Genomic DNA, 15124 nt, shown 5'->3' with positions numbered 1-15124 from the left:
CTGATCAGTCGCTGATCACTTCCAGACTATCCACCTTCTGATAACCGCGCGGCAGCTTGTTACCGCGACGACCTCGTTCGCCCCGGTAATGATCCAGCTCGGCACCCTTAAGCTTCAGGTGCTGACGACCGGCATTGACGACCAGCGTATCCTCGGGGTTCAGCAGGATCACCTGGGTCATCAGCTCTTCCCGGGTCGCGGCGCGTGCACTCGGGATGTTGATCACCTTGTTGCCCTTACCTCGGGCCAGCTCCGGCAGCTCTGTGACCGGGAACACCAGCAGCCTTCCTTCACTGCTGACGGCAGCCAGCAGAGCATCTTCACCGGGCACCAGAGCCGGCTGCAACACCTTGGCCCCCTTGGGCAGGGTCAGCGCGGCCTTGCCGTTTTTGGTCTTGCTGGTCAGCTGGTCGATGCGGGTAATAAAACCGTATCCGGCATCGGAGGCCAGCAGCACGGCATCACTGTCACGCCCACAGACCAGCGCATCGACCATGGCTCCCTTGGGCAAACTGACATGGCCTGTCACCGGCTCGCCTTGTCCCCGTGCTGAAGGCAGCTTGTGGGTTTCCAGCGTATAGCTGCGTCCCGTTGAATCGAGCAGAATACAGGGCTGGTTCATGCGTCCCGGACTGGCCAGCTTGAAACCGTCACCGGATTTGTAGTTAAGCCCGGCCGCATCGATCTCATGTCCCTTGGCGGCACGGATCCAACCCTGCTTGGACAACACCACGGTCACCGGGTCAGCGCTGAGCAGGTCTTTCTCGCTGAATGCCTGTGCTTCCTTACGCTCCACCAGCGGTGAGCGACGCTCGTCCCCGAACTCTTCCGCGGTCGCCTCGATCTCTTCACGAATCAGCTTGCGCATCAACTCGTCAGAATCCAGTGTCTCTTCCAGACGTTGACGCTCTTCGTTGAGTTCATCCTGTTCACCACGAATCTTGATCTCTTCCAGACGCGCCAAATGACGCAGCTTGAGATCGAGGATCGCATCAGCCTGCACATCGCTCAGCTCGAAGCGGCGCATCAGCTCCTCTTTCGGCTTTTCCTCCTCGCGGATAATGGCGATCACCTCATCGATGTTGAGGTAGGCCACCATCAGGCCTTCGAGGATATGCAGTCGATCACGCACCTTCTGCAGGCGGTACTCCAGTCGGCGACGCACCACACTGGTACGCCAGCTCAGCCATTCAACCAGAATCTGGCGCAGGTCCTTGACCTGAGGGCGGCCATCTATACCGATCATGTTCAGGTTGACGCGGTAGCTGCGTTCCAGGTCGGTGGTCGCAAACAGGTGCGCCATGAGCTGATCGCAGTCGATCCGGTTGGAGCGGGGCACCACCACCAGGCGCGTGGGGTTCTCGTGGTCGGACTCGTCACGCAAGTCGCTGACCATCGGCAACTTCTTCTGCTGCATCTGCGCCGCTATCTGCTCCAGCACCTTGGCGCCAGACACCTGTGCCGGCAGCGCAGTGATGACGATCTCGCCCTCTTCCCGGCTCCACAGAGCACGCATGCGGAAACTGCCCTTGCCTGTGGCATAGAGCTTCTTCAACTCCTCGGCGGGAGTAATGATCTCCGCCTCGGTGGGCATGTCCGGCCCCGGCACCAGCGCACAAACGTCTTCCAGCGTCGCCTGAGGGTGATCCAGCAGATGACAGCAGGCCGCAGCCACTTCACGCAGGTTGTGCGACGGAATATCGGTGGCCATACCCACCGCGATGCCGGTACCGCCATTGAGCAGAACGTTGGGCAGCCGTGCCGGCAGCACTTCCGGCTCGTCCAGGGTGCCGTCAAAATTGGGCACCCAGTTGACCGTGCCCTGCCCCAGCTCCTTGAGCAGCACCTCGGCATAAGGCGCCAGTCGCGACTCGGTGTAACGCATGGCGGCGAAGGATTTGGGATCGTCCGGTGAGCCCCAGTTACCCTGACCGTCGATCAGCGGATAACGGTAGCTGAACGACTGTGCCATCAGCACCATGGCTTCGTAGCAGGCAGAGTCCCCATGGGGGTGGAACTTACCCAGCACATCACCGACTGTACGTGCCGATTTCTTGTACTTGGCTGTGGCCTTGAGCCCCAGCTCGGACATGGCATAGACAATACGTCGCTGTACCGGCTTCATGCCGTCGCCCAAATGTGGCAGGGCACGGTCGAGAATCACGTACATGGAATAGTCCAGATACGCCTTTTCGGTAAAGTCGCGGAGTGACAGCTGCTCGGTATCGCCGTCAAAAGTGGTTTCTACACTCATCAACTGATCCTTGCACGGAAGTGCCCACGGCCGAGCGTGGAGGCAATTGCGGTTATGGCGGCAGTATGCCAGCTCGATGCAAAAAGCGCATCCCGACAGCTCCCGTCTTGAGGATTTTGCGTATAGGATAAATATAAATGCCAACACGGAGGGTCTTGCCATGTCGACCGACAACAACCGCCTGCTGCTGGAACTGGACCGATACCGCCGAGAAATCAATCGCGACATCATCAACCCGCGTTTTCCCGAGCTGCGCATGGAAGACCTGAAACCGGTATTGACCATGGTTGCTCATGCACGTGCCGACTTTGTGTCGCAACTGCTGGAGTTGGCTGAAAGCGGTTCAGGAGAACCCCCGGCACCGGAACAGATTGCGACTCTTAAGCGCAGCCGCGAAACCTTTGAAGAGCTGGTCGCGGCGGTCAATGCCCTTGAAAGCGTGATTTCACGCGACTACCTGGACGTTGACAGCGGATCTCAGAGCCGATGAAAGCACTACTGGCCTTCACGCTGATGTGTTTTAGCGCCCTGAACTGGGCGCAACCGGCACACCCTCTGGAGGGCAGACTATGGGCCATTGAATCGGCTGAGTTCATCACCACGGAAGCGCTTTTTGAACGTTTACCGGCGGGTGGATGGCTGCTGTTGGGTGAACAGCATGATCATCCGGAGCATCACCGGATTCAAACCCGGTGGATTTCGGCATTGGCTGATCGCCAGCAACTGGGAAGTGTTGCGCTGGAAATGGCTGATCACAGCCAACAGACCCATCTTGATGCGGCTCGCGGCAAGGGCGACCGACTCACGCCTGAAATGCTGCACTGGCAGGAAGGCTGGCCCTGGACCCTGTACGGAGAAGTGGTTTCCACTGCGTTGAACCGTGCGGCTGCCGTTGCCGCCGCCGACCTGACCCGTGATGAGCAGCGCAGGTTCTATCGCGAGGGCGCTCCACAGGGTGAACTGGAGGATGAGCATGCCAGTTTCATGCGTGACCTGCTGTACGAGAGCCATTGTGGCCAGATGCCACGACAGGCACTCGATGGCATGCGCCAGGTGCAACTGGCGCGTGATCAGCGCATGGCCGAGGTACTTCGTCAGTATGCCGACGACCGCCGCACCGGCGTGATGCTCACCGGCGGTATTCACGCCCGACGGGATTTGGGCATTCCTCGCTGGCTCCATCTCCCCGTCATCAGCGTGTTGATGATTCCGGCCGATGGCTCCGAGGCCCCGACCGACTATCTGCCGCAGGGGTTACCCGGTCACCCGGTGGCAGATTACCTGTTATTCACCACCGCATTGCCGGACAAGGACTACTGTGCAAGCTTTGAGGAACAGCCGAACTAACGGGCCGGCATCAACGGCAACCGTCCCTGCTCTTCAACACGTACCGGCCACTGCAAACCACCGCCGTCGAGCTTGGCCTCAACACGATAATCAAGCGCTTCGATTTGCGGGCTGTTCATCAAATCACTCAGCAACCGGATACTGCCAAACAAGGCCGGAGTGGCACTGACCTCAATGGTACGGGAGGAGTAGCCGGCAACGTCCGGCAAGTCTCGGGCAACGCCACTGAGTACACGCTGCTCCTGCAGGTAAAGGTTATAGCTGATCCCGTCCAGTCGCAGCGATTGGCGGTTCGGGTTGATGACACGAAGACCGATCAGGAATTGAGGCACTGCACCACGGCTGGAGGGGTCCAGCCGCACACCTGTGACTTCCAGTGTGGGTGGCTCGTAGCCCGGTTGCAGACCGGCACAGCCTGCCAGCAGCGCAGCCAGCATCATCAGGCCGATGGTATAGAATCGAAGCCGCATAGGTTTCTCCCTGTAGAGTCCGCTTGCCATTGAAGGCGGTCACGGATGAAGCTTAGCTGAACCCGAGCACTCTGCAGCGGTCCATTATCAGACCTCTGGCCAGCACACTTGCCCGATTATTGCGCCAGTACAGAGCTTAATGAAGGAGTTTTATCATGCAATCCCTGGCCCTGGGGCCCTTTGCCCTGTCCATCGACCGCCTGCTGATACTGCTGGCCATTGCAGTGGCATTATTCGCCGGCTGGATCAGCAGTCGACGAGACGGCCGCAACCCTGAAGCTGCTTTGATCACCATCGTATTGATCGGGATCCTGGGCGCACGCTTGGGATTCGTGCTTCGTTATCACGAAGATTATCTCGCCGATCCGCTGCAGATTATCGACATCCGTGACGGCGGCTTCTGGTGGGTCAGCGGCCTGGCTTGCGGCCTGACAGTCGCTCTGACCTACCTCTGGCGCCAGCCCGATATCCGCCGCTCACTTGGCATTGCTCTGGCCACAGGCACATTGGTCTGGGGCAGCATAGCCCTGCCCCTGGCACAGTTGCAGAACAGCACTCGAGGCTTGCCGGAAATGACACTGATGACAGCGGCGGGAGAAGCAGTAAACCTGCGAGACTACGCGGGACAGCCGATAGTGCTGAATGTCTGGGCCAGCTGGTGTCCGCCCTGCGTACGTGAAATGCCGGTTCTGGAGGAAGCCCAGCACCGCTACCCCGGCGTACAATTCCTCTTTGCCAACCTGGGTGAAGACCCCGCAACGGTGGAGGCCTTCCTGTCTCAACTGGATGTCGACCTGCAACACGTGCTGCTGGATCAACATAACCAGCTGGGCCAGCATTACGGCTCAAGAGGACTCCCCACAACCCTGTTCATCGATGCCGATGGACAGCTCAAGGACACACACCTTGGAGAGCTGTCCGTGGCAAGCCTGAAAGGACGACTGGGCAGCATTCTGCCGGGTCAGCTGCCCCAGTAACGCACGCGCCCGGTATCGATATGCACGAAATTCGAGCGCGTATACAGGCCTACACCGCCCACCTTGGCCTCACAGGCCAGGCGGTGCAGCTCTTTCAATGGCGTACCCGGCAAACGGATATCCAGTGCACGCCCCTGCATATGCAGACTCTTCTTGGCCACGCCGCTGCTGGAAGCACTCAACTGTGCGTTGGTCTTTGGTGAGCGATAACCGGAGATGATCTGGAAGGGATTATCATTACCCGTTTGCTGCTGCAGCCGGTGTAACAGGTCCAGCAGTTTAGGATCGATCGGGTGCACTTCTCCGGTACGGAAATCCCTCAGCAGATGATTGATATCCGTCAGGCTGGCACTGACATATTGCCCTTCGGCCCAATAGGTCGTGCTCAGTTTCTCCCCCGTATGCAGGTGATCAAACTTCAGCTCACGACCAAACAGCGGACGAATATTTGCCTGAGCGACCGGCAGGTGCAGCAGTGCGGCTGAACCGGCCAGTCCTCCCAGCAGGCGACGACGCTGGCGGCACTCTGGCTCTTGTGTTTCGGTCCGGGGATGACGGCGAGGGGTTAACAGCATGAAAAACCTCAACTGTATCAACTACTGTATAAAAATCAGGCAAAACTGGGCGAATTTTACCCATAAATCACGAACCTGACTACTTTTTGAGCAGTTTTTGTGCCAGTTGCAGTTGTGCTGGGCTCAGCGGGGTGGGGAGAGGGCCAAGAGCGACGTTCATGCGAGCATCTGCACCGTAGAGATCGGGATAGAAGTAAGGCTGACCCGACTCGTCAACCCAGACACTCAGGTAAACAAGGTAGACCGGCAAGGGGGCATCCAACAGCAGGTGCCTTGTCCCTTCCTTGCTTAACTCCAGCTCCAGAGATTCCTCGCCCAGCAGCGTTTGAGCCAGTTGCCCGATTCCCTGCACACGAATACAGCCGGAGCTGAACGCCCGCAGAGGCTCATCAAACAAGGATTGCTGAGGCGTGTCATGCAGAAAAATGCTGTGTGGATTGGCCATGCCAAAGCGTATCTGCCCAAGGCTGTTATGGGGGCCGGGTTGCTGCCGCAGCAGATAATGAAAGTTATGGCGCGACACCCCGGACCAGTCGATCGATGCGCTGTCCACAGGCGTCCAGTGTCCATCCTGCTGTGCGAGAACCTCGATCCCCAGGCGCGTGAAATAGTCAGGGTCCTGCTGCTGCTTGGGCAAGAGGTCCTCCACCGCCAGTCGGAAAGGCACCGTCCAGGGCGGGTGCAAGATCAGTCGATCCACGTTAGCCGCAAAGGAAAGACTGGGCCGCGCCGGACGCCCACTGATGATCGAGTGGCGCTCCGTCACCGCCCCCTGCTCCACCAGATCAAGACTGAATGCCGCCGTACGCACCAGCAGATAACGCTCACCCAGCGAAGCGGGCAATGCTCGCCAGCGCGCCAGGTTGGCACGCACCTGCTGCAGCTTGTGCGCCGGGCTCAACAGCATGGCGGCACGGGTATCGGGCCCGAAAATACCGTCTACCTTCAACCCCTGCTGTTGCTGAAAGCGCCTGACCGCATCAGCCACCTGAACGCTGTAGGTGCGTTCATCCTCAAGCGAACTCTGCGCTGCATTAAGCAGCCCCAAGTGGCTTAACCAGCCGCGCAACTCAACCACGCCCTCAGAGCGATCACCGATACGCACCAGCCCTGTTGGCAACAGGGGAGGGACGAACGGCTGAAATGTCTGCTCGGCCAGCTCGACATGCAAGTCGACCAGCCGGTTATACTCATCTGAGCGAGGCAAAAGCCCCCTCAACAACTGATCGACGCCCAGGCCATGGTCCAACTGCCGAAGCAATTCCACAGGATCCAGCACTTTCGCCGGCAGGCGCCACAAAGGATCGATCTGGCGCAGGTCCAGACGGCTACCGGACAAGTCCTGCGCCAGCCGAATGAAGGCATGACTCATCAGCAGGTCGTTTAACAAAGCCTCGCTGCTCAACCCGGGGGCTGAGCCTGCTTCATCCATGCCGTTCAATAACTGCAGCCGTTCATGGCCATAATCACGAGGATTCAGTCCATGCGCATGTGACAGGGTGATCCATGCTGCCAGCTGTTCCCGGCGTTCATGTCGCGGCGCCCCATTAACATCTGACCAGACCAATTGCCAGTCGCGCTGCTCATACAAGCGCTGCAACTCGGACCAATGTTCGATCATGACCCCCGGGAGTGCACCCTGGCGCCCAGCGGCCAGCAACTGCTTCAGATGCTCCCCCACCGGCAAGGCCGTTGCGGCCACCAGGGACGAAAAAGCCAGTAATATCGGCAACAGGCACCCGAAGAGCCAGGATCTGGCAGCGCGAAACATAGTGCCTCCACAGATTTACACTTTCTTCACTATAGCCTGTTTTGACTTGATGTTATGCTCAGAGCCGATATGCGGACGGGCAGCCGGAAGGCGGTCGCTGCAATATGACATAACCCGAGTACGATGGAGAAAAGGATGCAAAAGTGGATTGGTGCGGGTGTTTTGGTCGCGGCCGCAGGTGCGGGGCTGGCATGGCAGCAGGGATGGTTCGGCACAGCTGCCGGCAGCGAGCCATTGACCGCCTATGTGCCGGCCGACACGGTGCTCTACGTGGGCGGTCAAGCCGATGCCGACCAGATGGAACATATTCGCAAGCTGCCGCTGATGGCCAACTCCCAGTTCCAGGCCAAGCAGCTGCTCGACGAACTGGAGCGCAGTAACCGTCGCCAGACCCCGCAAGGCCTGTTTGCCACCGCTCTGTTCGCGGACTTTATTCGCAATGCCAACACCTATGGTGACATGGCAGAGCACTACGGCCTTGATCTGACCAAGCCTCAGGCGATTTACATGGATGGCCTGGTACCGGTCATTCGTTTCGGTCTGAACAATGAAGCCGCCTTCTGGCAGGTGCTGGACAAGGCATCAGCCGACAGCGGACTACAGCCGCGCGAAGTGACAATCGGTGACACAACCGCCAAGCTCTGGCGGCTGACCGCGGAAGGCGACAAGACGCTGGACCTTGCCGTCAACGTCCGTGGCGGCACAGCCACCATTACAGCGTTCCATTTCCTGGACCAGGACAGCGATCAGCAGCAGCGTCTTGCACTGACCAAGCCAGCCCGATCACTGGCTGACAGTGGCGAACTGGATCAGCTGCGCAAGACGTACAGCTTCGATGACAGCATGCTGGCACTGTTGCACTTCCAGCGCCTGGCACAAGGCATATTGCAGCCGGAGAGTAACGGTTTCGGTCAGGATCTGGGCGCGCTGCTCAAATCACAGAACAAGCCTCTGCCCGGCGAAGAGATGGAGGCTGCGTGCCGCACAGAAGTACTGGACCTGATCAGTCAGGTGCCGCGTCTGGTCGCTGGCAACACCAATACGAGCAGCGGCAAGGTATTGCAGATGCAGACCCGTTCGGTACTGGAACTGACCAATGCCGAAGTCGTCGGAACTCTGTCATCCCTGCGTGGCCACATCCCGGGACACACTCGCCATTCGGAGGGACAGATTCTGGGTTTTGGTGCAGGTCTGAATATCGACAACCTGGTCCCGGCCGCCACGACCCTGTTCAACAAGTTCACTTCCACCGAATCGAATTGCCCTCAGGTCCGTCGCATGCAACGTGAGATGAGCGGCGCCAGTCCGGCGATGATGGGCATGTTCACCGGTATGGTGCAAGGCACCAAAGGCATCGGCTTCTCACTGTATGACCTGGAGCTGGACGGCAACAACCCGATCCCGTCCAGTTATGACTTCCTGTTCAGCATCGCCACCAGCAATCCCCAACCGCTGCTGGGCATGCTGTCGATGTCGCCGATGGGACGCCAGTTACAGATCCCGACCGATGGCAGCCTCGCCGATGTGGATCTTTCCTTCATTGCGCCGGGCCTGAGCCTCAAGGCCGGTGTTCAGGGCAACCACCTGGTCGCATTCGCCGGTGACAAGGCACAGCAGGCTGTCGACAAGCTCAAGGCAGAATCCCTTGAGCCGAACGGTCTGACCCACTTGTCTGCCGACTACAGTCGCTTTGCTGACCTGATCGATGCCATTCCACCGATGATCGCCAGCGAGATGAACGCCGGTTTGTCCGAAAGCGGCTGCGTCGCTCAGGCCCAGCTGTCGCACATGCTGCGCAGCCAGAGCGCCAGCCTGGACTACACGCTGGATATCATTGACCAGGGTGTCAGCACCGATATCAGCATGAAAATGGATACCACGGCACTGGCGGGCATCAACCCTGTCGGCCAGTATACGCTGATGGATCAAACCTGGGATTGCGCCGGAGGTGAAGCCCTGGGGATCGAAGAGATTCGCGCCGACAAGACCGGTGTATATACCTATGCTGCGGATGGCTGCGACCTCTATCGCACCGAATATACCTGGTCACAGCAGGGCAACCTGTTCAGCGTAGAACCCACCAAAGCAGAAAGCCGTGACAGCTGTGAAGCAGAGTGGAAACCGGAAGAACTGGTTAGCAGCCAGTGCATACTGCTGCCGGCCGACCAGGGCTTCCGCTGCATCTACAGCGACGACGATCGCGAAAGCCTGTTCCACTATATCCCCCGTTCCTGACAGGGGTTTAATGACTCCGCTGCAGTAACGAAAACGCCGGGCATTGCCCGGCGTTTCTGTTTGCATGGCCTGCCTCAATGCAGGTCAGATGACCTCGGCCAGATTGCCCTTCTGTTCCAGCCAGCGCTTGCGATCCGGCGAACGCTTTTTCGCCAGCAGCATATCCATGATCTCCAGGGTGTCATCCCCTGCCGCCAGAGTCAGCTGAACCAGGCGTCGCGTATCCGGTGACATGGTGGTTTCACGCAGCTGCAGCGGGTTCATCTCGCCCAGCCCCTTGAAACGCTGTACCCCGATCCTGGCATTCTTGCGCTCGGCCCGGATACGCTCGATAACGCCATCTTTCTCGGCATCATCGAGGGCATAGTAGACCTCCTTACCGAAATCGATCCGATACAGCGGCGGCATGGCCACATAAATATGTCCGGCAGCGACCAGCGGCTTGAAGTGACGCACGAACAGTGCACACAGCAGCGTGGCGATATGCAGACCGTCAGAGTCGGCATCAGCCAGAATGCAGACCTTGTTGTAACGCAGACCGTCCAGCTTATCCGACCCCGGATCAACACCGATCGCCACCGAGATGTCATGGATTTCCTGAGAGGCCAGCACCTCCGCAGGATCAACCTCCCAGGAGTTGAGAATCTTGCCGCGCAACGGCATGATCGCCTGAAACTCACGGTTTCGCGCCTGCTTGGCGGAACCGCCGGCAGAATCACCTTCCACGAGGAACAACTCGGACTGGCTGGCGTCAGCACCGGAACAGTCTGCCAGTTTGCCCGGCAGAGCCGGCCCCTGAGTCACTTTCTTGCGTACCACCTTGCGACCGGCGCGCATGCGACGCTGGGCACTGGCAATGACCAGCTCGGCCAGCTTCTCGCCCTCCTCCACATGGCGATTGAGCCAGAGTGAGAAGGCGTCCTTGATGGCGCCGGAAATAAAGGCCGCGATCTGACGGGACGACAGACGTTCCTTGGTCTGACCGGCGAACTGGGGATCACGCATTTTCGCCGACAGGATGTAACAGCAGCGGTCCCAGATGTCATCGGGGCTCAGCTTGACGCCACGCGGCAGCAGGTTGCGAAACTCGCAGAACTCGCGCATGGCATCCAGCAGCCCGGTGCGCATACCGTTAACGTGAGTGCCTCCCTGAGCCGTGGGAATCAGGTTGACGTAACTCTCGGCAGTCACCTCGCCACCTTCAACCAGCCACTGTACCGCCCATTCGACGGCATCTTCCTCACCCTGAAGGCTGCCACTGAACGGCTCCGCCGGCAGGGTTTCATAGACCTGAGTGGTACCACGCAGATAAGCGACCAGGCCATCTTCGTAATACCACTCTTCCTGCTCCTTCTTGCCGCCGCTGAGGTCGGTGAAGGTAACCTTGAGGCCAGGACAGAGTACGGCCTTGGCACGCAGGTTATGCTTGAGCCGGGACACGCTGAACTTGGGGCTGTCGAAGTACTTGGGATCCGGCAGGAATCGCACCTGGGTGCCGGTATTGCGCTTGCCACAGGTTCCGATCACTTCCAGCTCGGACACCTTGTCGCCATCGGCAAAGCCGATCCTGTACACCTGACCGTCACGCTTGATTTCGACATTGAGCAACTTGGACAGGGCGTTCACCACCGACACCCCGACCCCGTGCAAACCGCCGGAATAGTTATAGTTGTCGTTATTGAACTTGCCCCCCGCATGCAGCTTGGTGAGGATCAGTTCCACACCGCTTACACCCTGCTCAGGATGGATATCCACCGGCATGCCGCGGCCGTCATCCGACACGCTCAAAGACCCGTCTTCATGCAGGCAGACGTCGATCTGTTTGGCATGACCGGCCAGCGCCTCGTCCACCGAGTTGTCGATCACTTCCTGTGCCAGGTGGTTAGGACGGTCGGTTTCGGTGTACATGCCAGGGCGACGGCGCACCGGGTCCAGGCCACTGAGAACTTCTATCGCTTCGGCGTTGTATTGCTTCGACATCAGGTCTTCCTGTTCAGAGAGAGACGGCCGGCAGAGGCGTGGGTTCGGGCAGATCTATCCTGCCCTCCGCAAACGCCAGCACCGCCGGAATCAGCGCCTCGAACTGTTCAAATCCATGACTGCCACCCGGCTGTACGAACTGCGCACAGGCGGCATAATGTTCCACCGCTTCGCGGTAATCGAGTGTTTCATCCGCCGTCTGCACCAGCAGCAGATAGCGCGATGGATCTGCCTGCAGCGGACAGGCCAGGGCCTTCAGCTGGGCAAGGTGCTCAGGTGTGAGCTCGTAATGTTCATCGGTGTAGAGATTGGTATTGTCTCCCAGCCAGGCTTCCAGCAGACGATAGGGATAAACCGCCGGGTTCACCATGACTGCGCGCACGCCCGGGATCTGCTCCACCAGCCAATGGCTGTAATATCCACCCAGAGAACTGCCGACCAGCGTCACCGGGCCGTCGGCGGCTTCAATCTCAGCTTGCAACTGACGGATCGCCTCCTCTGGCCAATGCGACAACTTGGGCACCTTCAATCGATGCCCCAGCCCCAGTGCATCCATATGCGCCTGTAATTGCCGCGCTTTCCAGGATTGAGGTGAGCTGTTGAAACCATGGACATAGATGATCAGCGATTCGCTCATGCAGGGCAAGCCTCTTCACCAGATGTGCACTCGGGCGTTGTGGACAGGTGCAGTAGATGGGCATCGATGCGACCGTCTGCGTGCAGCTCGTACCAACGACACCCCGGGGTCGAAATGGATGGGTCACTTTCCAGCGTAAAGTCATCACAGCCGGCCGCAAACTGCACCACCGTGGACGGAGCACTCCACAGGGGACGACCGGCAAAATTCAGCTGCTGAGCCTGATGCAGATGTCCACAGATCAGCCCCTTCACCTGAGGTGCCTGTTCAACAATGACCTCCAGCACCTGAGGATTACCCAGCCGGATAGCATCCTGCCAACGACTGCCGGTCGCCACCGGGTTGTGGTGCAGCGCCAACAGAACGTGCTGATCCTTGAGCAGGCTCAGGGTTTGCTGCAACCATTCCAGCTCCCTCCTGGAGAGCGAGCCACTGCCGCGACCATCGGGAAAGGCTGTGGTATCGAGCTGCAGCAAGGTCCAGTCACCACTTAGCTTGACCTGCTTGCGCCCCAGCACACGTTCGGGATCAGCCGCCTGCATCGCATTCCACTCATCATGGTTACCCGGGAGCCAATGAGGCTCACCGGCCAAGGGCGCAATAAGCGACAGCAATCGCCGGTAAGCATCCACGCCTGCGTGGTGAGTGAGATCGCCGGTAAGCAGCAGATGGTCGAACGCAGGCATGCGGGACAGCTCGGCCACCAGTGCCGCCAGTGTGCAATCGGCGTCCCGGCCACGAAAGGCTTCGCCGGCACGGGCCTGCAGGTGACAATCACTCAACTGAAGCAGGCGCAGTCTCACTCGGCAAACACCTCCTCCATCAGCTGGCCGTGGGCCAGACAGTGACTGAGCCATTCCCCCAGAAAGGCATTAAGCTGGGCTTTCTCATCCGGCTGGTGCATCTGCTGGTTGGGGTAAGGGTAGACGCCGGACAGCTGACGACGCTGGCGGGTGCAGATCACTTCAGCCACACGCGCATCATGGTAGAGGCGAACGACCAGCTTGGGTGCTTCCAGCCAGACAGACGCATTTTCATGCTGCTGGGAAACCACCACACTGGTGGTATAGGCAAAGCGCTCGTCCACTTCAAGACGCACCCGTGCGCGCTGATTGTCGATGACCACCTGAAATTCACGCTGGTCACAGTGGTCCAGATCCGGCAACAGCTTGATCAGTCGCAGATAGTTGGCTTCACCCTGAGCCATTTGCCGTTTCAGGTCAGGCACATATTTACGTTTCATCGGACACCCGCATTGTTTGCAGCCGTCCATGGTTCAGTTCCAGCCACTGCAGGGCAATGATCGCCGCTGCGTTGCTCAATTTATGGTCACGCACCAGGGCGAAGGCATCGGCAGCGTCAATCACATGCACCTTGATATCCTCACCCTCACTGTCGAGACCATGGACACCGCCCGCCCCGCTGGAATCGATCAGCGCACAGACCAGATCGATCCACTCGTCACAGCCCCCGGGGCTGGGCAAATAGCCGGTTATCGGAAAGACCGGTCCCAGTTCGATGCCGGCCTCTTCAACGCTTTCACGCCTCGCCACCGCTTCAGCGGATTCCCCTTCTTCCACCATACCGGCGACCAGCTCCAGCAGCCAGGGACTATCGAGCTTACCCAGTGCGCCGGCACGAAACTGCTCCACCAACACCACTGTGTCCGCCACAGGGTCATACAGCAACACACACACCGCATCGCCACGGTCCAGAATTTCGCGTTGAATGCGCACCCGTCCGCCCTCAAAGCGGGGATGGCTCAAGGTCAGTCGATGCAGGCGGAAAAAGCCGTTATACAGCGGCTCGTCCTGTTCCAGACGAACATCACGCTCATCGAAGACGGGACTCCAGGCAGTGGACATGGGGGTAACCTCGACACGCTTGAATCAAAACGCGACTATACCACTGCAAGGCAATAGACCCCAATTGGGGTCAGGCGAGGGACAGCAACTGTCGGCAGCAGGCTCAGCCGTACCAGCGACGACGCAGGAATCGGCGTGCCCGACAGGCCAATGAGGGACGCAACTGCTCGGGTGTCAGCAAGGGGCGGGGGTGCAGTTCAGGCCGTCCCAGCAGGAACCCCTGCCCCAGTTCCACTCCCAGAGCCTGCAGGCTATGCAGCTCGGCTTCATCCTCCAATCCTTCTGCCAGAATGCAGCAGCCCAGACTTCGGCCGATCTGGCTGATGGAGCGGACAAACTCGCGCTTCACCGGATCACGGTGCAATCCCCGGATGAAATGCTTGTCGATTTTGACGAACTCCGGCTGCAATTCCGACCAGAGCTTAAGTCCCGAGTAGCCACTGCCCAAGTCATCGATAGCGATGCGAAATCCCATGCTGCGATAGTGGTCGACAGCGGCACGCGTCAGCCCATGTTGATCGAAGGGGTGCTGCTCCGATAATTCGATGACGATATTTTCGACAGGGATACCGAGCTGATGCAGCAGATCGCGGGTAAACCCACGCTGATGGTCAGGAGAACTGAGCAGGGAGGCGGTCACGTTAAGGAAAAGAACACCCTCGAGCCCCAAACGGGCGAACTGCTGCAAGGTCAGCTTGCGACACAACAGCTCAAGCTCCAGCTGACAGCCTTGCTTGATCGCCACCCGGAACAGTGCTGCGGGCGAGTGCAGCGGACTGTTCCAGGGGCCACGAATCAGGGCTTCATGGCCCAGCAACGAGCCGGTCTCAAGACACATGATCGGCTGAAAATGAGGATAAAGCAGTTCCTCACGGAGAATCCGTTCCAGCTCGCTCTGCTCTGACAAGGCGCCCTCGAGAGACGCTGCCTGATGACTACCGTTGTTGACCCATGCCAGCTGCATACCGCACTCACACCTGCTGCTAAAAAAACAGAGCGAGTCTAGGCCGCCT

Annotated in this window: 14 protein-coding genes; 4 read left to right on the top strand and 10 right to left on the bottom strand. The window is 59.1% G+C overall.

Features of this window, described 5'->3' with window-relative positions; translation table 11 throughout:
* Nucleotides 1-4 precede the first annotated feature (4 nt).
* On the bottom strand, nucleotides 5-2254 hold the full coding sequence (gene parC, locus LN244_RS02035; RefSeq protein ID WP_239041201.1) for a DNA topoisomerase IV subunit A: 2250 nt from the start codon (nucleotides 2252-2254) through the stop codon (nucleotides 5-7).
* Between the two features lie 160 nt (nucleotides 2255-2414).
* Here parC and LN244_RS02030 point away from each other — a divergent pair, with 160 nt between their 5' ends.
* Both LN244_RS02030 and LN244_RS02025 read left to right on the top strand, forming a co-directional pair.
* A complete protein-coding gene (locus tag LN244_RS02030; protein WP_239041200.1) occupies nucleotides 2415-2744 on the top strand; it encodes a hypothetical protein in 330 nt (109 codons plus the stop codon).
* Nucleotides 2741-3601 (top strand): ChaN family lipoprotein, encoded by an 861-nt coding sequence (locus LN244_RS02025; RefSeq protein ID WP_239041199.1) that lies wholly within the window; start codon nucleotides 2741-2743, stop codon nucleotides 3599-3601. Before LN244_RS02030 ends, LN244_RS02025 begins: the two co-directional genes overlap by 4 nt.
* Here LN244_RS02025 and LN244_RS02020 read toward each other — a convergent pair.
* Nucleotides 3598-4071: an LEA type 2 family protein gene (locus tag LN244_RS02020; protein WP_239041198.1), complete on the bottom strand. Its 474-nt coding sequence runs from the start codon at nucleotides 4069-4071 to the stop codon at nucleotides 3598-3600. The two genes, LN244_RS02025 and LN244_RS02020, sit on opposite strands and share 4 nt — an antisense overlap.
* 155 nt (nucleotides 4072-4226) lie before the next feature.
* Here LN244_RS02020 and LN244_RS02015 point away from each other — a divergent pair, with 155 nt between their 5' ends.
* A complete protein-coding gene (locus LN244_RS02015; protein ID WP_239041197.1) occupies nucleotides 4227-5048 on the top strand; it encodes a TlpA disulfide reductase family protein in 822 nt (273 codons plus the stop codon).
* On the opposite strand, the gene LN244_RS02010 is transcribed toward LN244_RS02015, so the two are convergent.
* Nucleotides 5033-5623 carry a DUF882 domain-containing protein gene (locus LN244_RS02010; RefSeq protein WP_239041196.1) on the bottom strand — a complete coding sequence of 197 codons (591 nt, stop codon included), beginning with the start codon at nucleotides 5621-5623 and terminating at the stop codon, nucleotides 5033-5035. The two genes, LN244_RS02015 and LN244_RS02010, sit on opposite strands and share 16 nt — an antisense overlap.
* Nucleotides 5624-5702: 79 nt before the next feature.
* Entirely contained in the window at nucleotides 5703-7394 is a 1692-nt protein-coding gene (locus LN244_RS02005; RefSeq protein ID WP_239041195.1) for a L,D-transpeptidase family protein, read from the bottom strand.
* Between the two features lie 135 nt (nucleotides 7395-7529).
* On the opposite strand from LN244_RS02005, the gene LN244_RS02000 reads away from it, so the two are divergent.
* Nucleotides 7530-9629 (top strand): hypothetical protein, encoded by a 2100-nt coding sequence (locus tag LN244_RS02000; RefSeq protein ID WP_239041194.1) that lies wholly within the window; start codon nucleotides 7530-7532, stop codon nucleotides 9627-9629.
* An 84-nt stretch (nucleotides 9630-9713) separates the two neighbouring features.
* On the opposite strand, the gene parE is transcribed toward LN244_RS02000, so the two are convergent.
* From parE to LN244_RS01970, 6 genes are all read right to left on the bottom strand, one after another.
* Nucleotides 9714-11609 (bottom strand): DNA topoisomerase IV subunit B, encoded by a 1896-nt coding sequence (gene parE / locus LN244_RS01995; RefSeq protein ID WP_239041193.1) that lies wholly within the window; start codon nucleotides 11607-11609, stop codon nucleotides 9714-9716.
* Between the two features lie 13 nt (nucleotides 11610-11622).
* A complete protein-coding gene (locus LN244_RS01990) occupies nucleotides 11623-12246 on the bottom strand; it encodes a YqiA/YcfP family alpha/beta fold hydrolase (RefSeq protein ID WP_239041192.1) in 624 nt (207 codons plus the stop codon).
* Nucleotides 12243-13049 carry a metallophosphoesterase gene (locus tag LN244_RS01985; RefSeq protein ID WP_239041191.1) on the bottom strand — a complete coding sequence of 269 codons (807 nt, stop codon included), beginning with the start codon at nucleotides 13047-13049 and terminating at the stop codon, nucleotides 12243-12245. The genes LN244_RS01990 and LN244_RS01985 overlap by 4 nt, the downstream gene beginning before the upstream one ends.
* Complete coding sequence (locus LN244_RS01980) at nucleotides 13046-13489, bottom strand: DUF1249 domain-containing protein (RefSeq protein ID WP_239041190.1); 444 nt, start codon at nucleotides 13487-13489, stop codon at nucleotides 13046-13048. The genes LN244_RS01985 and LN244_RS01980 overlap by 4 nt, the downstream gene beginning before the upstream one ends.
* On the bottom strand, nucleotides 13479-14111 hold the full coding sequence (locus tag LN244_RS01975) for an NUDIX domain-containing protein (RefSeq protein ID WP_239041189.1): 633 nt from the start codon (nucleotides 14109-14111) through the stop codon (nucleotides 13479-13481). Before LN244_RS01975 ends, LN244_RS01980 begins: the two co-directional genes overlap by 11 nt.
* A 103-nt stretch (nucleotides 14112-14214) precedes the next feature.
* Nucleotides 14215-15075 carry an EAL domain-containing protein gene (locus LN244_RS01970; RefSeq protein ID WP_239041188.1) on the bottom strand — a complete coding sequence of 287 codons (861 nt, stop codon included), beginning with the start codon at nucleotides 15073-15075 and terminating at the stop codon, nucleotides 14215-14217.
* Between the last annotated feature and the right edge of the window lie 49 nt (nucleotides 15076-15124).

This window comes from Marinobacterium sediminicola (genome assembly GCF_022343685.1).
GTDB lineage: Bacteria > Pseudomonadota > Gammaproteobacteria > Pseudomonadales > Balneatricaceae > Marinobacterium > Marinobacterium sediminicola.
Note: the sequence above shows the minus strand (reverse complement) of the source record. Positions and strands in the feature narration are given on the sequence as shown.